Below are 24,914 nucleotides of genomic sequence, written 5' to 3' on the forward strand. Positions count from 1 at the left end.
TGTTGTACTATTTTACAAATTCTCGACTATACACTGGTGTACCATGGTAAAGTAGGCGCAAATTACCAAATAAAAACATCGCGTGCGTATTCCTCAATTTTTTAAACGATTAGGTTTAATTTCGATTATGACAATCAGCCCCACGATAAGTGCAAATGACGCTCTGCCACCCTTAACCACCATGATTGGACAAAAACTCATGTTGGACTTACGTTATTTTTGTAACGAAGGCGACACACTCCCATGTCGTAAGCCCATGACAAAACTCCCCTCATCGCTGTCAGATTTATTGGAGAAGTATCAAATTGGCGGTGTCATATTGTTTGCAGAAAATGTACAGAACACAAAACAGATAGTCGAACTAACGCAGTCATTGCAAAAAGTGAGTACTTCCCCTGTACTTATCGCCATAGATCAAGAAGGCGGTCGTGTTGCACGTATTAATAGAGCTAAAGCCACTTCGTTTACGGGAAATATGAGCATTGGTGCAACATATGAAAGGCATGGCGATAAATATGCGACCGAAGTTGCCAGCGTCATTGCAAAAGAGCTCTCAAGCTTAGGTATCAACGTCAATTTTGCGCCAACCGTAGATGTCAATTCAAACCCACTAAACCCTGTCATTAACGTTAGGTCGTTTGGAGAAGATCCCAAACGCGTGGCAATACTTGGCGCAGCCCAAGTCGCGGCATTCGAACAACATGGCGTTGTATCTGCATTAAAACATTTTCCAGGTCATGGAGATACCCAAGTCGACAGTCATACAGGGCTGCCAAAAGTAGCACATTCGTTAACGCAAATTCAGCAGCAGGAGCTCCTACCTTTCGCGCACATTATTGAAAAGCAACAGCCGGGTATGATTATGACGGCGCATATTCAATACCCCGCTTTAGACAGTAGCAAAGTACTCAATAGCAAAGGCCAACAAATGATACGCCCTGCCACAATGTCACGGGCTATTATGCAAGACTTATTACGCGATCAACTTGGTTATCAAGGGGTGACTATCACGGATGCGTTGGACATGGCGGGGATCAGTGACTTCTTTTCTCCGCTGGATGCCGTCATAGAGACCTTTAATGCCGGTGTTGACATCGCACTCATGCCCATCCCTGTCCGTACACCGTCAGATATTAAACAATTTGAGGCGTTTTTCAGCAAATTAGAAAATGCCGTTACCAATGGCACACTACAACAATCGGCCATTTTGACATCGTATCAACGGGTCCAAAAGTTAAAAGCACAAGTCGCCAAGCATGCAACGCGCCCTAGTTTCGGTATTGCACAAGCCACACTTGGCAATCCCCAACATCGTCAATTAGAAGCACAGCTAGCATTAGATGCTATTACAGAAGTGAAAAATGACGGAATTTTGCCTTTTAAAGTTCAAAAAAATCAACATATTCATCTCATTATGCCAGATAGGCAGAAAGCTTTAGCACTAAAACAGGCGCTACTCAGCACGTCAGCACTACCGCTAAAAATCACGATTACAAGCCTGCAAGCATTTAAACCCAAACGTGCACACCAATTTATCAATGATGCTGATTGGGTGATCAGTGCTCATGCATCACCACAACAAAGCGCTGCAGAGATTGGTGGTATGGATGACTTAGCCGAACTGCACAACTATGAACTCAGTAAACATGAGCAACCAAAGGCGTTGTTAGCACTTATGCAGTACGCAAGCACACACAATAAACCCAGCTTATTTATCAGTTTGCGTGCACCTTATGAAATATCAAAATATGCACAATACAATCAGGCAGTTTTAGCCAGCTATGCCTATAATGTGGATGTAGCTCAAGAAAATGATGTGCGCGGCCCAGCTTATTCCGCCTTGGCGCAAGTAATTTTGGGAAAAGCGAAGGCTCTTGGAAAGTTGCCGGTCAGTATTTGAACGGACAAAAGAACCTAGAGTACATAACGCTGCCCGTACGATACAGTGACAGATATTGCAGGTGGGGGAATTATGGATCCAAAGGCGTCCTTAACGGCACCTAATGCGATTCGAGAAATGATCAGAGCGGGTGATTATTCGGGCCCAACCAATGGATTTGTGCCCGGTTTTACTCAATGTAATATTGTCATTTTACCCAAAGCATATGCTTTCGATTTTCAAAAGTATTGCCTGCAAAACCACGATTGCTGCCCTTTGCTCGCAACGAGTGTTGATGCTGGTGACAGCCACTTAGATGCGCTCGGGGGAAACATTGATATTCGCAGTGACGTCCCCAAATATCGTATTCTACGAGATGGTCAATTAATTGATGAAGTCAGTGATATTAATCAGCTCTGGCGCAAAGACTTCGTCACGTTTGCACTCGCCAGCTATATGGCATTTGATTACGTGTTAAACAGTTTTGGGTTTGCACACTCCACAATAAGTCCTGCTCATACCCTACCTATGTATATCAGTAACATAGATAGCCTTTCAGTCGGCCCCTTTGCAGGCAACAAGGTCGTCTGTATGCGACCTATGGATACCCAAGAAATTATTAAAGCTATCCAAGCAGGCAGTATTAGTCGCGTGCCTCATGGGATCCCGGTCCATTTTGGAGACCCTACACATATCGGCATAAAAAACCTAAATAAGCCCAATTTTGGCGAGCCCATTTTCTTTTCTGAGGACAAACAGCCGGTATTTTGGACCACCAGCCTCACCGCACACCTCGCAATTACCCGCGCAGCACCAGAATTGTGTATTATAAACAGTCCACAGCATATGCTGGTTACCGATAGACCAGATATGGACCTGTTAATACAGTAAAAATAAGTAGGGTTGTATGCGTTTAAATTGTGATTTAGGGGAAAGCTTTGGGGCTTGGGAAATGGGACTAGACGCCGAAGTCATGCCGCACATTGACATGGCCAATGTTGCCTGTGGCTTTCATGCTGGAGACCCGCGTGTATTAGCAAACACATTAAAACTCGCTAGCAAGCATAAAGTGACCGTTGGTGCACACCCCAGTTATCCGGATTTACAGGGGTTTGGTAGACGTTCATTGAATATGTCAAAACAAGAGTTGATCCACTGTCTACATTACCAGATTGCTGCCGTTGAAGGGATGGCCAAAATTGAAAATGTCTCTGTTTCATATGTAAAGCCCCATGGCGCTTTATACAATGATATGATGTGCAATGAAGATATTTTACTTTCCCTCATTGAAGCGATCAGCTTGTATCCAACCAATTTGAAATTAATGATTCTGGCTACTGCCAATGCTGAGCACCACAAAGCACTTGCCAAACAATACGGTGTTACACTTATCATGGAAGCATTTGCAGACAGACTCTATACCGATGAAGGCCTGTTAACACCGCGAAGCCAAGCAAATGCAGTACATACCGAGACAAATTTGATAGCTCAAGTTCAGCAACTGGCAAAACACTCGTCGGTCATAACGGCAGGTGGGCACACGCTTTATTTACCCGCTGACTCACTTTGTGTCCACGGTGACAATCAAGCGGCCATTACTCAAATAAAACAGATTCGAAGCATATTAAACAGCGCTAAATAGTATTTTTAGCTGGCTGTTTTGTAGAAGGACATAACATGGAGTTGCGTACACCAAGACTTAATCTAAGACTGCTCGAATCGCGAGACTGGGCTTTTTTTCAACAGCTCAATCAAAATCATATAGTGATGCGCTATGTCGCTGAGGTCCCAGATGAGCAATCGCTCAAAACGCTATTCACATCACGTATAGCCACTTGGGAAAAAGGCCAAGATAATTGGCTAACTTTCATCATTGAGCGCCGCGATAACAATGAACCAATTGGGTTGCATGGGCTTAAAAGCTCTGCCCAAAATCCACAACAAGCCGAGCTGGGATTTATGTTACACCCTGATTTTCAAGGACAAGGTTTCGCCTTGGAAGCAACGCAGGCAGTGATCGACTTAGCAATCAAGACGCAAAACTACAGCTCACTCATTGCCACCGTCACAGCAGGGAACAATGCTTCACTGAGCTTATTGAAAAAACTTGGCTTTACGCATCTAAACACGCTTCAAAAAAACTACCAGATATACGAGACATGGTATGACGATATTATACTTGTACTAGAGGCTGAGTAACGTGAAAAAGCGCCACCTTGCGTAATAAGGTGACGCTTGGTCCCTTTGAGTGTTGGCTCAAGGGTTTGACATGTACGAGTTAAAACGGGCCTGAGTTTTGTGCCGGGTTTTGCCATAAACTAGACCAAACGAAATTGCCATGAATATAGTACACTGTATCATCATGGATCACGCCCCTGTCGTCAGATGCTCGTACATAAGGAACGCTTTGCGCTGATTCTTCATACCTTGCGATACTACTGCCCAAATAAGCTAAGGCCGCAGTACTGCCGGTCCTAATTTCAAATGCGGCCAATTCATTTTTATTCGTCCAAACCATGCTACCGTCTGCCTCTTGTTCAGTGAGCCACGTTTCAATAGGTAACGTCATTCTGAATTGTTCATCGGTCACATTTAAAAAGCTAAAAGCATGATGATCAAATTCAACTGGCGTATACCCATTGGCGAAAATATGCTCATTTATGAGTTTAGGGTTACTCATGTCTGATACATCAAACAAGCTCACTTTCGCGCCAACAACAGGCTCATCGTTAGAACTAGAGGAATCAGGGGCTGCCCAGAACCATTCATCAACATTTTGACCAACACCAATGAGTAAAGCGTCCGAAACCGGATGCAAATAGGCCGAATAACCCGGAATTTCTAACGCCCCAGCAATGGTTGGCTCAATTGGATTGCTCAAATCAATAACATAAAGTGGGTCTATACGCCTGAAGGTAACAATATATGCTTTATTGCCCACGTAGCGTACCGCATAAACATTCTCTTCTACGCTGCCATTTTCTTCCACTTTCCCTATCGGTGTTGGGTGACTTTCGTTTGGTAGCTTAGCGATGGTATTTAACGCATTGCCTTGCTGCTCTAGCACGAATAACTGGTGAACAAGTCCAGCTGTTGAACTAAAACGGGTCGTCAGTAATCTGAGCTGGCCTTCAAACTCGCTCAGTCTAAAAGCAGGGTTGCTTACGCCTCCAATGATTGCAGGTTCAATGAAGTTGCCACCGCCGAAGCCAAGGGAGCCTGGCACGGAACCAGATGCGCTATACGATATACCCTGTGTAGAGACTTGAAATTTATGTAGTGCGGTTTGGGCAATGTCTTCAATGCTAGCTTCCTCTTCTGGCCAAAAGCGACTATGTAAGTAAATACTGTTTTTCGCAGCATAAATACCATCTGTGGGAGCATTGATGCAGGTTGATTGGAGCTGAGTCGGATCCGTGAGCGACACGCGCGTGATCGTCGTAATGCGATTAGCACTATCCAAAGAGGTTGTATTAGTAGGGATATAACAATTATTGGATTCAAAAAGCGCCGAAGTTGCCCCTGTGCTCAGGTCAGTAACTTTAGGTAAAAGCGCAGAAATGTCCGCCTTGTACAAGGCCTGATAGGCCGCCAATGCGTCTGTTTGCGAAAATTCAAAGAACGCGTTGAAACTACTGACGACATACAAATTGCCATCAATAACACGGCTGTCGATGATATTGCCATCAAAACGGTATTGTTTGATTACCGCCGCTTGTTCTGGAGACGTTACATCAGCCACACTCACCTCAAATGTATCGGGATATACGTTCACGACAGGTGAAGTAGATACACTTGCATCTGCGTCATTGGGGAGTGGAGAATTATCCATGGAATACACTGGGTACTTAAATAGGGACGCTAGCCTGTTGCCATCTAAATACAGCTCTTGATGACTGTACAAACTCTCAGAAGCCGCTAGTTTCTTAACTTCCTCTAACCCCTGCTCGGTACGTTTCATAACGCGAACATACTGTTTAAACGCCGCTTGAGTGACCATCTCTTGATCAGAGTGACCTGCGATATATAGATAGTTTCCGTCGTACTCAATGCGATCTCCCTCGTCAACGCCCGCTTCTTGAACGTTGGTATTGGAGAAATTCGTCGAACCGCTATCTGCTTCAGGTGCTGCGTTAGCGACCTCATCTGTACCATCATCTGACCCAGAAGACCAACGGCTTAAGTACATCCCATTTTTTACTAACTGGTTGAATTCACTTGATGATGCTTGGCGCAGGGAAGATGATGACTCGGATAACCATGTAAGCTGAGGTACTGAATTTGGTGTATTTGACCCGCCACCATCTGGATTGTCTTCACTATTATTGCTACCTCCACACGCGACCAGGGCAGGTAAGACGACGAAAAAAATGCGGCTCCTTGCTATTTGGCGGGTATTGCTTAAGTAGAACATAGTTTTTCTCCTTGACTGAAAGTAATTCAACTGTAATACATCAAGGCCAATCTTCTGTTATTTAGCTCGATCTATTTGTTATTTTATGTAACTGCTTCTGGTAATTGACAAAATTACTGGTAAATTTAAGCCTAGAATTTACAGGAGTCGATTGATTGAAATATTTCTTCTTTTTGTTGCTCATATATACACTCACAATCAGCCCATCTAGTGCCGCTAGCTGCGCAGCTGAAGACCAACAGTGCATCGAAGTGGGGCAATGGGAACTGGCTGTTGCAGTCGGTGCTGGCGTGATTACCAACCCCGTACGAGATGGGGACAATGTGCCTCTCGTAGTATTGCCTTATATTAGCTACTATGGTGACAAGTTTTTTGTCGACAATACCACTGTTGGCTATACCTTCGTTGAAAAGCCCCAGTATGATTTGAGCCTTATCACACAGCTCAACACCGAACGTGCGTACTTTGAACGCTTTCACCCGAGTAATATATTAGTAAGCAATAGCTTTTCTCAAGAATCAGGCTCGCCGTCAAACCCAGTGATTGATCCTCACCCCGATACGGGCACTGATTCAGATTCACCGGATGACATTGATGGTGACAAGGACAACGTTGACCCCGATGACAAGCAAACTAAGAAATCCATTTCAATTGATGATATTGCAAAACGCGACTGGGCCCTCGACAGTGGTTTTTTAGCTCATTGGTATCTCGAAAAGTATGGCAAACTTTCAATTCTTTGGCTGCATGATGTAACAGGTACTTATCGCGGTTACCATGGGCAAATAGATTACAGTTATCATGTGCCAGTTGGTCAGCCTCATATCGCTAGGCTCAAACTCAAAGTAGGGGCTGAATATAAAAGCCAAAAACTCGTGGACTATTATTATGGGATCAGTCCGCTGGATACCGAGTCTGAATACCACCTGTACACAGGTAAAGCAACAATCAACCCTTTTGTCAGCATTGCGTTTAATTATCGATTGAACCAAGATTGGCAGTTGAAGTTTAGCGCGAAGCAAACATGGCTAGGTTCAGGCATTACAGACAGTCCGCTGATAGATAAAAAATATACTTCTAATGTCTTTATTGGGGGTGTATATGAGTTTTAAGTGGACCTATCCACTGGTTGCGTCAGTCTGTTTAATTGCGACAAACACGAACAGCGCACATGCAGTGCCGCAATCAAGTAAGGCTGCGCTCACAATCAAACCTATAATTTGTATGGTACAGTCCATCGGTCAAATGTGTGAAATGACCATCGCAGTGCAATGGCATGCTGAGACGGTTGATGACGTGTGTTTATTTCAAGATGAACAAAAATTACAGTGTTGGCAAAATACCCGCCAAGCAAAGGCCAAGCTGAATATAGCGTTGGGGCAAGATATGGTTTTTTCGCTTAAAAACGCGAAGATGGAAACATTGGCCTCACAGAAAGTGAAAGTGAACGCTGCAATAAGCCGCAAATATAGACGAAAATTAAAATCTGACTGGAGTTTTTTCTAATGGCAAAAGTGATACTTGTAGAAGACGATGAAAGACTCGCAGAACTCACCGGGCAATTCCTCGAAAGCAACAACTTTTCAGTTACGTTGGTAAACGACGGCGCGAAAGCTGTTGACGCAATCATCTCTGCTCAGCCAGACATTGTCATTTTGGACATTATGCTACCCAATATGGATGGGTTTTCTATTTGCCGTGAGATCCGCAACGAATATACCGGGCCCGTGCTTTTTTTAACTGCCAAAGACAGCGATTTTGATCATGTCAGGGGGTTGGAGATTGGCGCTGATGACTATGTCATTAAACCTGTAGAGCCATACGTATTGTTAGCGAGACTCAATGCGTTATTAAGGCGTGGTGGTGTGCAACAAAGTAGTAGTGACATCATCAACCTAGGTCAATTAGAAGTCGATAAAGCGGCACGCAAAGCTTATTTGTCAGGTGAAGAAGTGGAGCTGACAAGTTATGAGTTTGACCTATTGTGGGAGCTTGCCAATAATGCGGGACAAACGCTCAGTCGAGAGCATATTTACAAATGCGTCGTAGGCCGCGAATATGATGGTCTAGATAGAAGTGTTGATGTGCGTATATCACGTCTAAGAAAAAAACTGGGAGACAATCCAGAGCAACCGTTTAGACTGGTGACGGTGTGGGGTAAAGGGTACCTTTGCTCGAAATCAGCATGGGACTAAGCACTGATGCTGAGACTTCTTGTAAGCCTATATCTATTTGTTTTTGCGAGTATCGTATTAATTAACCAAAGCAGTGAATACATCTGGAAAAAATGGGGTAACCAAGCTCCTAATGAGCTCAACTATGCAAAGCAAGTTGCATTAAACTTGAAGTCTGTACTCGATGAAATTGGCGTTGAGAATCACCCACACAGTGATCAACTGAATATCATCAACGTCAATGATATCGCATGGTTTGAGGAGCAGCTTGAGCGTTTAAATCAAGGTGAGATTGTCATATCTTTTGATGCCAATGATCATTATCAATTAAGTATGTTGTTGGAAGATGGCCAACATTTGGTGCAACTTGGACCCTATGCCCCACAAAGCAGCTCGTTTTTTGCGCAATACGGTTTCAGGCTCATTTCATTCGCGATTCTGGCATTGCTTTTGATGCTCTGGCTACGACCATTATGGCGAGATTTAACCCAGTTAAAGTACATTACCACCAAGCTTGCAACGGGCCAGCTAGATATTGAAACTCAGCCTTCTCGCTTTTCCGCGATATCGACACTAACACAACAAATTCAAAAACTCGCTTTGCAAACAGCAAGCTTAATGCAAAACCAAAAGCATTTAGTGAATGCCGTTTCTCATGAGCTCAGAACCCCCTTAGCACGCTTAAAGTTCGCTTTGGCGATGCTGGCAGCGAAGGATCCAAAACAAATTCAAGCGATGAGCAATGATGTGTTAGAAATGGAACTACTGATAGATGAGATGCTCAGCTATGCACGGCTCGAGTTTTCAGAAAGGGAAATGCAAAAACGCACCTTCGATTTCAGTAAATTGGTTGCTGAGTCAATTGCAAAAACACAGAGCACAACCCATAAAAAGCTCCAGTTTAACATTCAAGAAGACCTCTATGTGTTCGGCAATAGCCACTACCTTTGCCGAGTTTTGCAAAACTTACTGCAAAATGCAGATAAATACGGTGCACAAGTCATCGACATCCATCTGACTGTCAATCGCGACGAAAACCTACATTTAAAGGTCAGCGACGATGGCCCCGGTATCCCCTATGACAAACGTGAAAATGTATTCAGCCCTTTTATTAGGCTCGAGACAAGTAGAAGCAAAGAAACGGGTGGGTTTGGCTTAGGACTTGCCATTGTCGCTAAAATTCTCAGTTGGCATGATGGCCGATGCTGGGTCAGTGATTCGAGCTTAGGCGGCGCGGCATTCAATATTACCCTTCCCCTAAAGCAAAACTAGTACTTAACTGAACGGCGTAACGCTTTGGTTTGCCCACGTTTATTCTTGCTTTCTAAACGGCGCTTTTGAGCGCCTTTAGTTGGCTTGGTTTGTTTACGCTTTTTTTCCACTTTGATGGCATCTAATATCAGCTGCTTGAGCCTGACGAGTGCATCTTCTTTGTTTTGTTCCTGTGTTCTGAAGGTTTGTGCTTTAATAATAATCACCCCCTCTTTACTGATGCGGCTATCGGACAAAGCCAACAAACGCTCTTTGTAAAATACAGGTAAGCTAGACCTATTGATATCGAACCTTAAGTGGATTGCTGAAGAAACCTTATTTACATTTTGCCCGCCAGCACCTTGCGCCCTGATGGCACTTAACTCTATCTCCCAAGACGCCAATTCTACATTATTCGAGAGTTTCAACATGTTTAAACTACCACCGCATTCGCGAGTGCACCTTCCCATCAAGACAGGGAAGAATTGCCCCTAATAAATTCGTCGTCAATATTGTATCAATTTTACTGATTAATTGCCCAGATACGTGCATAACACAGATCTGATTTGAGTGAGTCTAGAGATCATACAATAAGAAAATACTTAGGACATACTGTATTCAACGAACATTGTCTTGAATGTGGTACTAGACAATCCTCGTTGCAATAGCCGGTGGTAACTGTGCAGCACGAAATGCGGGATAAAGCACCGCGACCTGACCGAGCAATAATGTGCACAAACTGCCATACAACATATAACTGGGTGGCACAGTGCCTAGCTCAAATGCATTACTGAATGTGATGCTCAACACAATTGCCGAGATAATCCCTAAAATAACCCCTACACAGGTCAAGATAACGTTTTCAAGCATGAAGTAACGCATGATCTCGCCTTTACTCGCGCCCATTGCGCGTCGGATACCTATTAACTTTACACGCTTGACAATACCATATCGAGATTGACCATAGATACCTAACGTCGTCACCATCAACAGTCCAAATATCACGCCAAACAACGTTTTGCTGGCTGCATTCTCAGCGCTATAAGCGCGTTTTTTTACGGCATTGAATGTTTCGTATTTGTCAATCTTACGCCCATAAACCGACATCAAATACTCTAAAGTTTGTGCCATTACTTGCTGTTGCGTATTTGGCTCAGTACGCACCACAAAGTTGATGATCCCATCTGTCTCTTTAACGGCTGAGATCACCCCATGCTCAACAACGACCCAAGACGGCCAAGCGGCCTGTAACGTATCAACAACGCCAACAATACGCTGAGGCTTATTATTAATATAAAGGGTTTTACCAACGATAGACTGCCATTGAGTATCGAATAGAGAGTGAGCAAGTGTTTTGGTGACAATTGCCTCTGTCGCGTAGTTATAACCGTCTACCCTCGCAGTTAACTCCTCACCTAGAATAAATCCTCTGCCAGCCACAATGTGTGCACCGAAACTGTTCAACAACTTTATATCACCGCCATAATACCCAGAAAAAGTATCATATTTTGTATCGGGATTTACTGCCACTTCAACCAGTCGCCCCCAGCCTGTAAGCGGGATCCCAGATGAAACCGCAGCGCTTTTAACACCAACAATCTCATTGATTTTTATCAGATCCTGTTCAAGTTGGGCCGCTTTTTCATCATCGGATACGGGTAAGTTGGTCGCAACATAAAACACATTGTCTTCATCCAACCCCGACGCGCGAGCAATCACGGATTGCTTCTCCATCGCCAAAAAGATAGCGTTAACTAGAATTGTAAATGTAATAGCCACCTGTAACACAAACAGCAGTGCCGCTGTATAGTTGCTTTTCAGTGACTTTAAAATTGGCAGTAAATCTCTCATCCTTGCCCCTACAAACTTTTAAGCTGTTCAGCTGGTTGCACACCAATCGCACGAAGAATGGGCAGTAGCCCAAATATTAAACTCGACACAATAGATAAAATGACCGTCGCCAACATTAACGCCATACTCATATTCATTATATCCTTGCTCAAATGCGTATAGAGTTGGCTTGATACGTACAAACATACTTGTGTCAATACAAGCCCAAGCATGCCACCCAACAAACCAATAATGCCGGTCTCCAATGCATACTGTTGGACTAAATCAGCACTGCTCGCCCCAACAGCCCTACGCAACGCAACTTCGGCTGTTTTACCCTGAAATTTAGTCATAATAATGCTCATTGCATTTAACAAGCACAAAGCCAAGAAACAACCTGCTAGCCACACTGCAATTTCACTGTCTCTTGAATAAGCACGACGCTCTTGCAAGTAGTCAGCCCCGGTCTGTAATTGATTTAAAATAGGTCTTTGAAAACGTCCTAACGCTTGTTGCTCGCGCACGTAAGAATCTAGAAAGTCTAAATATTCAGATTTGTTATCGGCACTTGCGAGTTCAACCCAGAAAAATACCCAAATACATTCAGAGCTCCACAGTGCAGCCACTGAAGCATTTTCAGGCTCCTTCCAACATTCATAGGATTGTAAATTGGATGTCCATAGCTCAAGGTTAATCTGGGTTTGAAAGGGAACAAAAATTTCTCGAGGTGGCTGAAACGCCCGCATAGAATCACCATAAAAGCGTGGCAGCAAATGCCAATCATCGAGTACTCCGACCACCGTAAATTGGTTTTCGCCAAGCATTAAGGTACGACCGATCGAGTTTTCCCCTGAAAACAGTGACAGATTCAAAGCTTTCGAAATTACAACAACTTGTTCACCTGTGGTGTCACTGCTTTGAGGCCAGCTTGAGCCATATAAAAACGGCACATCAAAAGTGCTAAAAAAGTCTCTCGTCGTTGCTCGAACAACGGATACTTCAGCGTCAATGGCACTTTGCTCAGGTAGTTTGAGCATATCTTTAAAGCCCGCAATAGGTATATGCCCTTTGGCTTTATTCTGTGTCATTAGATTCAATGAATCCTGGACAGAGATATAGGTGGGTGGGCGTTCCTCTGCTCGATTACGATAAGAAGCTTCAGGGCTCCAATTATTTAACCTAACCAAAAATACACGCTCACTTTTGGCTGGGAGGGGGTCTTTCGTCATCATGTAGTTTATCGTGTATGTGGTCATGGTTGCAGATATGCCCACACCGATGATCAGTACCGCCAGAAAACTGAGAGACCGAGTTTGCCATAAGCTTAAGCAAGCCAGTTTTATATAATAGATAAACATAGCGACCCCTCTAGGCGATTGCTTGGGTTTGTTTATCTACTTCACAGATAACACCATCTTTAACTTCGACTATTCGGCTAGCTTGTGTTGCTTGCTCCAAGTCGTGCGTCACCATAATAATGGTCGTGCCAGCAGCATTGATCTCTTTGAGCAGTGACATAACACCATCAGCCATGGTGGAGTCTAGATTGCCCGTTGGTTCATCTGCTAAAAGAAATGCCGGAGAGCCTGCCAACGCTCTCGCAATAGCAACCCTTTGCTGCTGCCCGCCAGATAACTGAGAAGGATAATGAGTTTGTCTACTGTGCAGCCCAACCTGCGCCAGCGCATGCTCAACACGCTTTTTTCGTTCTGCACTTGATAACTTGCGATAGCGCAATGGCATTTCTACATTGTCAAAGATATTTAGTTCTGGAATGAGGTTAAAGCTCTGAAAAACAAAACCTATTTTTTCATTTCTCAGACGAGATTTTTGTTTATCACTTAAAGTACAAACATCGACGCCATCTAACCAGTACTCGCCCTCAGACGCGTCCTCAAGAAGTCCGGTAATGTTAAGAAAAGTTGTCTTTCCTGAACCTGACGGGCCAACAACAGCAATAAATTCACCTTGTTTCACTTCCAAGTCAAAAGGGCGCAGGGCCTGTGTTTTAATGGTGTCTGTGAAATAAGTTTTCGCTAGCTTATTCATTCTTAACATACGTACTCCTTTATTGCACGATTCTTACGCTACCAGCTTCTTTAAATACGCTTAGATCAGAGATCACTACTTTGTCACCCATCGCTAAACCAGAAATAACTTCGACTTGACCTAAGCTTCTCGACCCAAGCTTTATTTGTTTTTTAACCGCGGTGTCGTCCTGCACTACATATATGTAGCGACCCCCTCCAGACTCCGCAAATTGCCCTCTAGGCAAAAAGTAAACATCACTTTTTTCTTCTAACACAACACGGCTGGTCAGCCGTTGATTTTGCCTTAACCCTTTAATATTTTTACTTTTAAATCTAATCTTCCCTTCCACCTGACCGTTAACAATTTCCGGAGAAATCGCCGTCAACTCCCCTTTATAGGTATTGCCATTAAGCATGAGATCTGCGCTCATCCCCAAAGCCAAGTCGTCGGCATAGTTTTCCGGAATATTGACTTCGACTTCATATTGAGAAAGATCAACCACACTAAGCAGGGGCTGATTTTTAGTTACTGTATTTTTCTGTTCAACAGCCAAATTACCCACAATACCGGCTACGGGAGAAGTAATTGAGAGGGCATCAACCTGCCTTTGAATTTCATCAACAATGACTTGCTGAGCTTGCAGTTCTAGTGCTCGAGTCTGAATCTCAAACTTTTGGCTTTCGATTAACAACGCAACCTCTTTGATTGCTAATCGATGCTCTCTTTGTGCATTTTCTAAATCATCTTTAGCCTTTTGAAAGTCGATGTCACTTACAACCTGACTTTTATGCCCTTCTTCATTGCGGCGCATTTCACGTTTAGCGGCATTGAGCGCCACTTGTGCTTTACCAATATAGTTTTCTTGTTCCAAGTTTTGCTTCTTTCCTTGGATTTTTTCGCGCTCTAGTTGCGTTTGTAAACGGGTTAACTCAGCCTTCTCTTTCGCGAATAGACTGGTCAACTCCGGACTATCGATCACCGCCAACTGCTCACCTACTTCTACAGTATCACCCGGTGTCACTAGATAGGTCACTGTCCCCTGAGCAGGGCTATACAGTGTCGGTCTTTTGGCAGCAACAACACGGCCTTGTACGGAAATATCACGAATAAACTGACCTTTTTGAACTTGCGCAACGCGGATATTTTCAAGACGCACAGCGCCTTGGCCACTAAACCATACTGATAGTTGTGGAATAATAAACATGAAAAAAATAATGATACCTACAGCAATAGCCAAATAGAGCTTGTAATTCCTTTTCTTCTCTATTTGCGTGTCTTGAGCACTGGTATCAGATATGTATGTCATTTTTTACTTCCTTGAGAATCGTATTACAGCTTTTCACCGTATAAAATACACAACAAGGCGCGAGATGTCACCAATAATAAACATTTCATTAAAGATTAATCACCATCAGTACGAACAATAAAAAGCCCAAAAATTACATTTTTAGATAGCTATCCTACTGGTTTATATCTGATTTTATTGCTCAAAATAAAAACATTCATTGATGCAATGAGTTCGTTGTTAGAATCAGGAAGGCATTTAACTTGTTAACAAAAAAGGAAGGGACAGTAACAATAGTGAACTTTTCAGGATAAAAAGCGCAGCTTCCGTGCCGCAGCAAGTGCTTGGGAGTAATGCTTAGTATAATAAAATCAAAAAGTTAACTGAAAACCTCTTGAGTGCAAACATCACACTCAAGAGGTTTACCAGTAACATCACAACTTTTGCGTCAAGACTGTTTCGCTGTTTGTGACAGCCCGTTTAATTGCTTGTGCCATATCCTTGCCCCTTGCTTTAACCATAATACTTGGTAAGCCAGGTAATAAGACTTCGATTCGGCATTGAGTCAACGTACCATGAAGTTTCGAAGGCACATCATCAATATGTACTTTTACCTTGCGAATATTAGCCACGTATTTTGCCAGCTTAACTGTGATCAACTTTGCTGCTTTTGTTTTAGCGCTTGCACCTAAAGCTTTGCCTGTCATACGTAAATTTAATTTCATCTCTATTGACCTCGTTCAATTAAACGCTCAAAAATCACGTCGTAGCGAAATTACTGATTGCGTCGATGACTTAAATCTACTAAGGTGGAATCAAAGATAAAAGCTGATTAATTCTTAGTTAGACATCGAAATTAACGAAGTATCATGAATATCAATTATAATCACCTCTATTATTTCTGGCAGGTCAGTAAATTAGGCAGCATTGCGGCAGCCAGTAAAGTGTTGCACCTGACACCTCAAACAATCAGTGCCCAAATCACCAGTTTAGAGCAACGACTTGGCAAATCACTGTTTGTGCGTGAAGGTCGAGGCTTGAGGCTCACAGAGTACGGGCAGCTTACTCAGCAATATGCCAATGACATGTTCAATGTCGCTGAAGAATGGCTTGAAACAACGCGAGGGGATCTGGATAACATTAATCGTACCCTCAAAGTCGGCATCTCTGATGCGTTGCCAAAATCATTGGTATCTAAGTGGCTATCACCTTTAATTAAGCATGAACGCATCACCAATTTACATTGTATCGATGGGCAACAATCAGAGCTACTGGCTCAGATGGCAACCCATAAAATAGATCTGGTTTTAGCAGACAAACCCCTAGATAGCTCAACGCCATTTAAAGCATTCTGTCACGAGATTGGGAAAAGCCAACTTGGGTTGTATGGTAACTCGAACTACTATGCCAAACTTAGCAAAGATTACCCTAATACACTCAAAGACATGCCGATCATTTTACCCGCTAAGTCCAGCCCCGTGACCAATGCGATTCAGTACTGGTTGGAAGACCTTGATATTAAAATGTCTGTTGCGGGGCACGTTGATGACAGCGCATTAATGAAGTCTTTAGGACAACAAGGTTTTGGCATCTTTCCAGCCCCCTTATCCATTAAAGAAGAAATTGAGCGACACTACGATGTCACGTTTATCGGTAGTATTGAAAACGTATTTCAGCACTACTATGCATTTACCCCAGATAGACTAATTAAAGACACGATATACTCCGAGTTTGTGCAAAATGCACAACAAGAGGGCGAGTAAACTACATCGCAAGTGGGTTATTAAAGCTGAGTTGGAGAGCTATGAACGGTCCAAAAATTACGATTCACTACTGTGTATTGTGTCAATGGCTATTAAGAAGCGGTTGGCTTGCACAAGAACTACTTTCCACTTTTGGTCAAGACTTAGAGGAAGTGTCACTGGCACCCGCGTCAAAGGGCGTCTTCGAGATCTATTATAATCAAGAGTTAATTTGGTGCAGAGTAAAAGATGGGGGCTTCCCAGAAGCCAAAGAGCTCAAACGAAGAGTAAGAGACAAATTATGCCCAGATCGTGATTTAGGGCACATCGATAAACATTCAGATCAAAACCCTCAATAGGCTTACAGTTGAGAGCATTGAATGAAAAAACACACGCTGTGCAGACGCATACATTAAGTCATTGCCTGCACAGCATTGGCGAATAGATTATCTACCCGCGTCTCTTTTAATTTGTTCGAGTAATTCATCATCACGGATTAAACGCTGCATCACCAGCTGCGTTTCTGAGCTGTTAGAATTATTGTATAAATCCAATATGTCACTGGCCAGTTGCTGCTTCAGCTCAGGAGACGTCTCGCCAGACTGATAATATTGACCAATTAACCCTTCAGCCGCCATTGTTTTCATATACTTATTTGGCTCTTTTTCTATAATATCTTGCAAAGACTTTGCAATTCGATGGTCTACAATTGGGGAGTGTGCAACCACCTCTAGCGCTTGTACTTTTAATTTCTCATCTTGGCTATTGCGGCTAATATCAAGCACGGCATCGACCGTCTCATAGTCAAACATTTCACCTTGTGTGCGATTAAGAATATACATGTTCATTTGTAACTGACCCATCGCAGACAAACGCTCTGTCGGCGACAAACTTTCATCTAAGACTTTTGTTCTTAAATCTTGACTGACTTTCATCGCAAACTCAGGATCAGTTTTCAGCTTCAGGTCATAATCCTTCGGCAAATCTTCATAGAATCCATAAACAGGGTTGTCTTCTCGATTTTGAGCTTTGTCTTGACGTTCTTTTTCTTCTAATACGGCAAGGATGGTTTCTTCCATATTTTCAGCCGAAGGGGCGCTTGTAAAAGCACTATTTTCAATATCAAGTACACGTGCTTCTAAATACTCTATGCGCTCTATGAGTGCTCGCTTATCCATCAACTCTAAATCACTGTGTGATTTGCTAATTGACTCACTGAGCGTCGTGTTAGCATCAATCGCATGATGCGATTGCGATACCGACTCAGAAGGCAATGACTCAGGCGAGGGGGTAGATTGTGTAAAATTCTGATTATAAACAGTTAATGCGAGTGCCGTTGCAGCTAGGCCCAGCGCGATATTACTTTTCGTTTGAGACATCTCGTACCTATTTACCTATCTATTAGGTTTAATAATTAAACACACTTCCTTGATTAAAAACTCGATGCAGTAATCTAGCTTATTCAGCACTAAAAAACTGTTAAAAGTTGTACTTCAAATTTAGCCATAGATTAGGGGTAAATTGCAAATCGAGATGCCAGCTACGCTTTTAATCGCCTTCAAACGTGGGGAATTTCGAAAATCCAAGCACCACGGTCACAGATGGCGACCCGAATTGCGTATTTTAGACAGCCACAAACGGGCACGATAAAATACTCATGAGGATAACCTGAACAGGTTAGAACGGGCTGAAGCATTGGTGTCATGCCGTTGTTTTATCATCACCTCGAATTACTCAGTTTATGTCACTTTCCATACCGTGTGACCTTGCAAATTGCGACGCAAGCCACCGTGTAATCTGCTGCATTATCGGTCGCGTGGCAATATCTTTTGGCATCATAAGGTGATATGAAAAAGGGAGTTGAATCGCAGTAAAAGGAAGCCGCAGCAAAGCCCCATCAGCAAGCTGAGCACTGGCAATATGATGCCAACATAACGCAATTCCTTGGCCGTGTTTTGCCGCATTTAAAGTATGTCCGACGTGACTAAAACGTCTATACCTAGGCTGCTTTGGCAGCACCAGAGATTGGTGTTTAAACCACGTAGCCCAGCTCATATTACTAGGTGCATCTTCAGCACCTCCAGCATACGATAGTAAACACTCACTTTCTAAAAGTGTTTTTTCATAACTAGGTGAACACACAGGGTAAACGTATTCATGTGCCATAAACACACTCGTAAGTTCAGCCTGCTGACCATGACCAAAATGCAAGTGTCCGTGAATGTGCCGTTGATTAAAGTCAACTAATTGATCCGCTGCAATTAAGTGTAGATCTACATGACCAAACGCGTCATAAAAGTCATTTAACCTTGGTATCAACCAGTGTTCCAACAAAGAGGGGACAACCGCTAACACAATCCGCTGAATCGAGTCAGTTTGTTGGGCGGCTCCAATACCAAAGTCAATCAACTCAAATCCTTTATTCACCTTCTCAGCCAATTGTTCAGCCGTGTCGGTTAACATGACGCCTTTAGATTTTCGATGAAACAAGCTCACACCAAGCTGTGATTCGAGCAACTTCATCTGATGGCTAACCGCACTTGGCGATATATTTAATACCTCAGCAGCCTTTGAAAAGTTGAGTTCTTTAGTAACAACAGAGAATGTCTGTAGTGCTGTCATTGAGAAATTGGGCTTACTCATGATGTGAATCTACCTCATACCAAGTTGAGGCATTATCGCTTCTAATATCTTGCTGTCAAATGCATACTCACTATCGACGTTAAACACACTCGCAGATCAGTCGGTTTTATTTAGCAGCCCAATTAAGGAGTATCAACATGGCAAAATACACCGCTCAAATAGCATGGCAACGAACTCAAAGCGAACAGTTTGTTGACCAAAAATACAGTCGAGCGCACACTTGGATATTTGATGGTGGGATAAAAGTTGCAGCTTCATCTTCTCCTAGCATTGTCCCACTCCCCTACTCCAACCCAGATAATGTCGATCCTGAAGAAGCCTTTGTGACCTCATTATCAAGTTGCCACATGTTGTTTTTTCTGCACTTTGCAGCGAAGTCAGGCTTAACAGTGGATACTTACATTGATCATGCAGAGGGAATGATGGCAAATAATGCACAGGGAAAGCTCGCTATGACGAAAGTTATTCTGAACCCAAATGTAACATGGTCAAATAAAAGTGTAGTGTCATCAACGATGACAGATGAGCTCCATCACCAGGCACATGAAGCCTGCTTTTTAGCAAACTCAGTGCACACGAACATTGTCATTTGCTCCCAATCCTAAGCGCAGTTTAAAAACCAATTTCAATTGTATATCGATGCTGGGAGGATATCTTTAGATCCCAGCCAAAACAGTCGCAAACTTGTTTCATAATTTTACTGCCAAGCCCATAGCCGCTTACGCTACGCTCAATAACCGAATCATTTTCAAATCGTAGCCCAGACTTCAAAAGGGTCACTTCTAAAGGCCCCCGTCCATGTTGTAAGGCATTTTTAGCAAGTTGTGTTAATAACAATGTAAACAACACTAAATGGATGGCTTGTACTGCGGGTGTATCGATTCCATTAAGGTTAATCTTCAGCCCATGCTCGGCCCATCTGTCACGCCAGTCTACTAGAATACAGTTTAAATTAAGGTTTTGTAGTTGACTGGCATTCGGGCGACTCAAGAGTAAAACTGCTTGTGCGACCCGTGATAGCTCGTCTTGACTTGCTTCCAGAACGTCTAATACCGCCAACGCTTCAAAGGGCAGTTCATCAAGCTGTTGCAATCGGCTCACGCTATGATTGATTTTGGTCAGTGGCGTACGGATTTCATGACTCAAAAATGCCGCAAATAAGCGTTCTTGTTCAAGTGCATGATGCTGCGCATATTGTGCTGTTTTCAAAACCGTCGCTAACTGCACAAATTCAGCAAACCGAGCCGACTTTGCATCATCATTAGCAATCCCTTCAATGAGATTATCTGCTTCTTTTGATACACTTGTACAAACTCGCCAAATCACAACCCCCAGTGGCAACAACATGGTTCCCGCTAGGATCATAAAAACGGGGATCAAGCTTGGTGAGTCACCTTTGGAAAAGTAGTGCACAATATAGAGCATTTGCCCTGTAACACCTTGTTCTTTTAGCACGTATAAATCACCTGACTGAATGTCAAACAAAGCAGTATGGTGCAAAGGAATTTCGGTTTGCTCTATAACAGCGCGGTAATGTTGTGGCATGTGCGCAATCGTGCCGATATATTTTCCATCGACTTCGTAAGGTATTGCCAACCGCCCACTCAGAGCCAACTCCAAATCTTGATGCAGATAGAACTCAGTCGTATCATCCCATGCATAGTGATACACCCACTTAGCCACGATAGTCCAAATAAGGATAAATAGCACAAATAGCAAACCTAAGCGTACACTTAGGTATCGGATGATACTTTGGTGTTTACTCGGCATAGGTCCTCATTACTAAACCCTGACCTTTCAACGTTTGTAATAATTCTTGCTCCCCCGCTTTACTTATGTTCTTTCGTAAACGGGTAACCAATGATTTATACATGTTGTTATTGACGTCCTTATCTGGCCAGATATGCGCCAGAATCTGTTCTTTATTGACTGGACTGGGTGAGTGTTTTGCCAACAATTCTAATAGTTGCCACTGCTGCGGAGAAAGTACCAAAATGCGCTCACCTCGCCTGGCTATTTTAGCAAAAAAATCAATTACTAATGTATCTATCTCAAATGTATTGCCCTGCTGAACAGACTGCTTTTTAGCTAAAATTTTTAGCCGAACAGCGAGCTCTGGCAGATCAAATGGTTTAGTGATGTAATCAAGCGCACCAGCAGAGAAAGCAGCGAGCTTATCTTCCAAAGCGGTGGCAGCGGTACAAAATAGGACAGGTACGCCCTCGCCAATTATGTCCGACTTTACCAAGCTCAACCCAGTGCCGTCGGGCAAGTCCATATCTAAAATGACGGCGTCATATCGGCTATACCTTTTTGTTTGTCCCGCAATCTCTTGCGCACTTCTCACAGAACTTGCATAGTCTACTTCAATATTTTCATGTTGCAAAAAGTCGATCAACTGAGCTGCCAACACAGTGTCATCTTCAACGAGCAATACCAGCATATAACCTCTACACTGTTACCTTACGGTTACCATGTCATTGATAGTGTAGTGCCATCTAACAGGAGTCAACTATGCGAGTAACAAATATGCCTATTTTTCCTTTATTGTTAGCGGGTCTATGTCTATCAGGGTGTAACTCTGATTCAAGCAGCACAACCAATCATTCTAATAGCAGCAATAACACACCAGCGGTGAGCCCCACAAAACCCCATACTGACAATGACGCCACGCAAGTATTTACAAACGGAAAAATTTATACCGTCAACGCGACAACCCCTTGGGCACAAGCTATCGCAATTGATGGCAATAAAATCGTTTTTGTAGGTAGCAATGAACAGGTCAAAAAATACATTGGCGACAAGACACAAATCACAGACTTGGCTGGGAAAATGATGATGCCAGGTTTTCATGATGTGCATATGCATCCGTTAGAATCAGGATCGGATGCAACACAGTTTACAATTCCACAGGAAGCGACGGTCGACACATATATCGCCTTGGTACAAGAAGCTGCTCTGCAAAATCCTGAAGCACAATGGTTAATAGGATACGGTCACAATATTGCCACCTTACTAGAAATGTCTGATAGCCCATTAGAGGTACTTGACGAAGCTGCGCCTAACCGCCCCGTTATTATCATGGAACAAACATCGCATTCAATGTGGGTCAATAGCAAAGCACTGGCACTTGCAGGGATCCATGCACAAAGCCTAGACCCAATTGGTGGTGTGATCGGCAGAGATGAGCAAATGCGATTGGACGGTATTTTATACGACAATGCCGGGAATCAGGTGATGGAAATCGCGATGCGCTCTCTCGGTAATGCACAGCAAAATGATTATTTAGGCCTGATCGAATACACGATGCCAGCCCTCAACCAAGTAGGCATTACCTCCATTAGTGATGCTCGTACTTACTGGCAACGTGGCCATTTAGAGACTTGGCAACGCGTCTCTGATGAAGATAAGCTCAGTTTGCGAGTACATTTGGGCTTATGGGCTTACCCTCAGATGAATGATGCGAGCCAAATTGCAAAGCTTAAGTCTCTCTATCAAGCCTCTGAAGATAGCCTGTTAAAAGTAAATCAGGTGAAATTCTATGTCGATGGTATTTTGGTCAACACCACTGCGGCAATGCATGACGCATACCATCAAAACTGGCTAGATTTAGCGGGCAACAAAGGCCTCAACTATTTTACTCAAGCACGATTAGAGCAGTATATAGAAGCCCTTGAGCCAAGTGGATTCAACTTTAATATTCATGCCATCGGTGACAGAGGCATCCACGAAGCGCTGAATGCCATAGAAAATGCGTCTGCGGGTAAATCTCGTCATAGACTGACTCACTTGGAAGTCGTAGACCCTGAAGATTACCCACGATTTAATAAACTGGGCGTAATTGCCGATGCGCAAGTCGCGGGAGATTTTACTGATCCAAGTCACTGGCCAGAAAACATCCCCCTGCTAGGCGCTGAGCGTTCACAAGACTTGGTGCCAATAAAAAGCTTAGTAGCAAATAATGCCACGTTGACCCTTTCCAGTGATTGGAATGTCAGTCCGTTCAATCCATTTATTGGGATCAGTAACGCGATTTCTAGAGTTCCCCAAGCTATCACGCTAACGCAGGCGCTCGAGGCTTATACCATTAACAGTGCTTTCGCAATGGGGCAAGAACACTTAGTTGGTAGTATTGAAGTGGGTAAACTTGCTGACTTAGTCATCCTCGATAGAAACCTGTTTGACAGTACCGTAAACGAAATCGCTGAAACGAAAGTAGTAATGACTTTGCTTGACGGAGAAGTCGTTTACAAACGATAAACACCTATGCTGAGTGAAAGGCTATCTCGTCATGGCCTTTCGCTCTGGTGCGCTCAGTTTATTGCACAAACACACGATACAACCAACCGTACTGATGTTTCATCGATAAGTACTTGCCTTTCTAATAGAGAATGAAAAATTCTTACTTCGTGCAATGAATATAGGTGCGTAAAGATAAAATGAAGATTCTACTCTCATAAACACATAATCTAAACACACCTCCGAATACAATGAGCTTAAAGACGTAAGTCATCGTATTACAGCCAAACAAGCATAGCTAAAGATTCAGAAAAATCACCTTTGACGTCGTATTTTTCGTTTTTTTACACGCTAGCTAATTTTTATGTGTTATTTATTCCAAAATATACAATTTGCAAAAAAATTAATAGTGCTAACAAATACGTAGCCTAGCGCAATAAAAATCATTGCCGCATCATTCAAGTACAGTTTATCAGTGCATATCACACTCAGGATTAACAACCACAATTAAATAAAATAGGGGTCAAAAACGCCAATAAACCTTAAAGTGTGCGCCTCTAATTGGCGCCAAATTAAACCATCTACTCGCCAATGGATTATACAAGAAAGCATACAAAGCGATTGAAAAGATCAAGTACGACCACTCAATTGCAATTTACGCTTGTATTACCGAATAGTCAGGGTATCGTATAGCAAAATTTTTATCTTGTTTCTCAATTGGAAGTCTGATGCGTAAACTGTTGTTGTTGCTTTTGTGGTTATCAACCCCGACCATGGCCTATCAAGTTCAACCTATGATCGTTGACCTTGCGTCACATGGTAAAAAGTCGCTTGTCACTTATCGTCTGCAAAACCCCAGCGAAAGTGCATTACCAATTGAAATAGAAGTTTTCAAACGAACCTTCGACGAAAACCAAAAAGAAGTACTTATCCCAGCTGAAGATGACTTTATCGTGCTTCCTCCACAAGTAGAGGTCCCAGCAAAAAGTTATCAAGTATTTCGCGCAAAATATTTGGGCTCACCTGCGCTAAAAGAGACAGACTCTTATCGTATTGTTTTTAAACAATTGCCTTTACCTAACGAGGACGAAAAGTCAGGCGTAAAAATGGTGTTTAACTTTGCAACCTTGGTGTTTGTCAGCCCAGACGGGATCAGTGCGCAGCAAAAAAGCACCTTAAATTGTGCCAAACTAGCAGACTGCACATTAACAATCAGTAATGAGGGACAACGTGTACTAGACTTGTCTCACTTTGACTACCATTTTCATCAAGGCAAAACGACCATAAATTGGGCGCAATTTCAATCTATCACACCGGGGCGCTTTATTATGCCTGGACACAAAGTGGAGTTGGATATTTCGCCTCTGTTAGGAGAAACCCCCACAGATAGCGCTGCATTGATCAACTTATTCAATAAAAAGTAAGG

The 24,914-nt window shown here is 43.1% G+C and carries 24 protein-coding genes; 13 read left to right on the plus strand and 11 right to left on the minus strand.

Annotated features, from left to right (window positions below):
• The first annotated feature begins 127 nt into the window (after positions 1–127).
• From L1286_RS09180 to L1286_RS09195, 4 genes are all read left to right on the plus strand, one after another.
• A complete protein-coding gene (locus tag L1286_RS09180) occupies positions 128–1,900 on the plus strand; it encodes a glycoside hydrolase family 3 protein (RefSeq protein ID WP_235406605.1) in 1,773 nt (590 codons plus the stop codon).
• A 72-nt stretch (positions 1,901–1,972) separates the two neighbouring features.
• On the plus strand, positions 1,973–2,770 hold the full coding sequence (locus L1286_RS09185; RefSeq protein ID WP_235406606.1) for a D-glutamate cyclase family protein: 798 nt from the start codon (positions 1,973–1,975) through the stop codon (positions 2,768–2,770).
• Between the two features lie 16 nt (positions 2,771–2,786).
• On the plus strand, positions 2,787–3,521 hold the full coding sequence (locus tag L1286_RS09190) for a 5-oxoprolinase subunit PxpA (RefSeq protein WP_235406607.1): 735 nt from the start codon (positions 2,787–2,789) through the stop codon (positions 3,519–3,521).
• A gap of 35 nt (positions 3,522–3,556) precedes the next feature.
• Complete coding sequence (locus tag L1286_RS09195) at positions 3,557–4,078, plus strand: GNAT family N-acetyltransferase (protein WP_235406608.1); 522 nt, start codon at positions 3,557–3,559, stop codon at positions 4,076–4,078.
• A gap of 79 nt (positions 4,079–4,157) precedes the next feature.
• Here L1286_RS09195 and L1286_RS09200 read toward each other — a convergent pair whose 3' ends face one another.
• Entirely contained in the window at positions 4,158–6,293 is a 2,136-nt protein-coding gene (locus L1286_RS09200; protein WP_235406609.1) for a beta-propeller domain-containing protein, read from the minus strand.
• 155 nt (positions 6,294–6,448) lie between these two features.
• Here L1286_RS09200 and L1286_RS09205 point away from each other — a divergent pair, with 155 nt between their 5' ends.
• From L1286_RS09205 to L1286_RS09220, 4 genes are read left to right on the plus strand one after another with little or no spacing between them, the layout of a single operon-like run.
• The gene (locus tag L1286_RS09205) at positions 6,449–7,405 is read left to right on the plus strand and encodes a MipA/OmpV family protein (RefSeq protein WP_235406610.1); all 957 of its coding nucleotides are present in this window, start codon (positions 6,449–6,451) and stop codon (positions 7,403–7,405) included.
• Complete coding sequence (locus L1286_RS09210) at positions 7,395–7,799, plus strand: DUF3019 domain-containing protein (protein WP_235406611.1); 405 nt, start codon at positions 7,395–7,397, stop codon at positions 7,797–7,799. The genes L1286_RS09205 and L1286_RS09210 overlap by 11 nt, the downstream gene beginning before the upstream one ends.
• Positions 7,799–8,488, plus strand: a complete 690-nt coding sequence (locus L1286_RS09215) for a response regulator (RefSeq protein WP_235406612.1) — start codon at positions 7,799–7,801, stop codon at positions 8,486–8,488. The genes L1286_RS09210 and L1286_RS09215 overlap by 1 nt, the downstream gene beginning before the upstream one ends.
• Positions 8,489–8,494: 6 nt before the next feature.
• Positions 8,495–9,739, plus strand: coding sequence for an ATP-binding protein (locus tag L1286_RS09220; protein WP_235406613.1), 1,245 nt, complete (start codon positions 8,495–8,497; stop codon positions 9,737–9,739).
• Here L1286_RS09220 and arfB read toward each other — a convergent pair.
• The 6 genes from arfB to L1286_RS09250 all read right to left on the minus strand — a co-directional run bounded on the left by arfB (position 9,736) and on the right by L1286_RS09250 (position 15,589).
• The gene (gene arfB / locus L1286_RS09225) at positions 9,736–10,149 is read right to left on the minus strand and encodes an alternative ribosome rescue aminoacyl-tRNA hydrolase ArfB (RefSeq protein ID WP_235406614.1); all 414 of its coding nucleotides are present in this window, start codon (positions 10,147–10,149) and stop codon (positions 9,736–9,738) included. The two genes, L1286_RS09220 and arfB, sit on opposite strands and share 4 nt — an antisense overlap.
• A 214-nt stretch (positions 10,150–10,363) precedes the next feature.
• Complete coding sequence (locus tag L1286_RS09230) at positions 10,364–11,569, minus strand: ABC transporter permease (protein WP_235406615.1); 1,206 nt, start codon at positions 11,567–11,569, stop codon at positions 10,364–10,366.
• Between the two features lie 8 nt (positions 11,570–11,577).
• Positions 11,578–12,906 (minus strand): ABC transporter permease, encoded by a 1,329-nt coding sequence (locus L1286_RS09235; RefSeq protein ID WP_235406616.1) that lies wholly within the window; start codon positions 12,904–12,906, stop codon positions 11,578–11,580.
• A gap of 10 nt (positions 12,907–12,916) precedes the next feature.
• A complete protein-coding gene (locus tag L1286_RS09240; protein ID WP_235406617.1) occupies positions 12,917–13,606 on the minus strand; it encodes an ABC transporter ATP-binding protein in 690 nt (229 codons plus the stop codon).
• A 10-nt stretch (positions 13,607–13,616) separates the two neighbouring features.
• Positions 13,617–14,885 (minus strand): efflux RND transporter periplasmic adaptor subunit, encoded by a 1,269-nt coding sequence (locus tag L1286_RS09245; RefSeq protein ID WP_235406618.1) that lies wholly within the window; start codon positions 14,883–14,885, stop codon positions 13,617–13,619.
• A 413-nt stretch (positions 14,886–15,298) separates the two neighbouring features.
• Positions 15,299–15,589, minus strand: coding sequence for a hypothetical protein (locus L1286_RS09250; RefSeq protein WP_235406619.1), 291 nt, complete (start codon positions 15,587–15,589; stop codon positions 15,299–15,301).
• A 144-nt stretch (positions 15,590–15,733) separates the two neighbouring features.
• Between L1286_RS09250 and nhaR the strand changes: the two genes are divergently transcribed.
• Together nhaR and L1286_RS09260 are read left to right on the plus strand one after the other, a co-directional pair.
• Complete coding sequence (gene nhaR, locus L1286_RS09255) at positions 15,734–16,627, plus strand: transcriptional activator NhaR (protein ID WP_235406620.1); 894 nt, start codon at positions 15,734–15,736, stop codon at positions 16,625–16,627.
• A 41-nt stretch (positions 16,628–16,668) separates the two neighbouring features.
• Entirely contained in the window at positions 16,669–16,965 is a 297-nt protein-coding gene (locus L1286_RS09260; protein ID WP_235406621.1) for a SelT/SelW/SelH family protein, read from the plus strand.
• 87 nt (positions 16,966–17,052) lie between these two features.
• On the opposite strand, the gene L1286_RS09265 is transcribed toward L1286_RS09260, so the two are convergent.
• Together L1286_RS09265 and L1286_RS09270 are read right to left on the minus strand one after the other, a co-directional pair.
• Positions 17,053–17,985: a hypothetical protein gene (locus L1286_RS09265; RefSeq protein WP_235406622.1), complete on the minus strand. Its 933-nt coding sequence runs from the start codon at positions 17,983–17,985 to the stop codon at positions 17,053–17,055.
• 355 nt (positions 17,986–18,340) lie between these two features.
• Complete coding sequence (locus tag L1286_RS09270) at positions 18,341–19,249, minus strand: LysR family transcriptional regulator (protein ID WP_235406623.1); 909 nt, start codon at positions 19,247–19,249, stop codon at positions 18,341–18,343.
• A 137-nt stretch (positions 19,250–19,386) separates the two neighbouring features.
• Here L1286_RS09270 and L1286_RS09275 point away from each other — a divergent pair, with 137 nt between their 5' ends.
• Positions 19,387–19,854 carry an OsmC family protein gene (locus L1286_RS09275; RefSeq protein ID WP_235406624.1) on the plus strand — a complete coding sequence of 156 codons (468 nt, stop codon included), beginning with the start codon at positions 19,387–19,389 and terminating at the stop codon, positions 19,852–19,854.
• A gap of 7 nt (positions 19,855–19,861) precedes the next feature.
• Here L1286_RS09275 and L1286_RS09280 read toward each other — a convergent pair whose 3' ends face one another.
• Positions 19,862–21,019, minus strand: coding sequence for a sensor histidine kinase (locus L1286_RS09280; protein ID WP_235406625.1), 1,158 nt, complete (start codon positions 21,017–21,019; stop codon positions 19,862–19,864).
• On the minus strand, positions 21,009–21,692 hold the full coding sequence (locus tag L1286_RS09285; protein ID WP_235406626.1) for a response regulator transcription factor: 684 nt from the start codon (positions 21,690–21,692) through the stop codon (positions 21,009–21,011). The genes L1286_RS09280 and L1286_RS09285 overlap by 11 nt, the downstream gene beginning before the upstream one ends.
• 71 nt (positions 21,693–21,763) lie before the next feature.
• Between L1286_RS09285 and L1286_RS09290 the strand changes: the two genes are divergently transcribed.
• Both L1286_RS09290 and L1286_RS09295 read left to right on the plus strand, forming a co-directional pair.
• Entirely contained in the window at positions 21,764–23,509 is a 1,746-nt protein-coding gene (locus L1286_RS09290) for an amidohydrolase (RefSeq protein ID WP_235406627.1), read from the plus strand.
• Positions 23,510–24,216: 707 nt separating this feature from the next.
• The gene (locus L1286_RS09295; protein WP_235406628.1) at positions 24,217–24,912 is read left to right on the plus strand and encodes a fimbria/pilus periplasmic chaperone; all 696 of its coding nucleotides are present in this window, start codon (positions 24,217–24,219) and stop codon (positions 24,910–24,912) included.
• Positions 24,913–24,914 lie beyond the last annotated feature (2 nt).

Source organism: Pseudoalteromonas sp. SMS1 (assembly GCF_021530565.1).
In the GTDB taxonomy this organism is placed as follows: Bacteria; Pseudomonadota; Gammaproteobacteria; order Enterobacterales; family Alteromonadaceae; genus Pseudoalteromonas.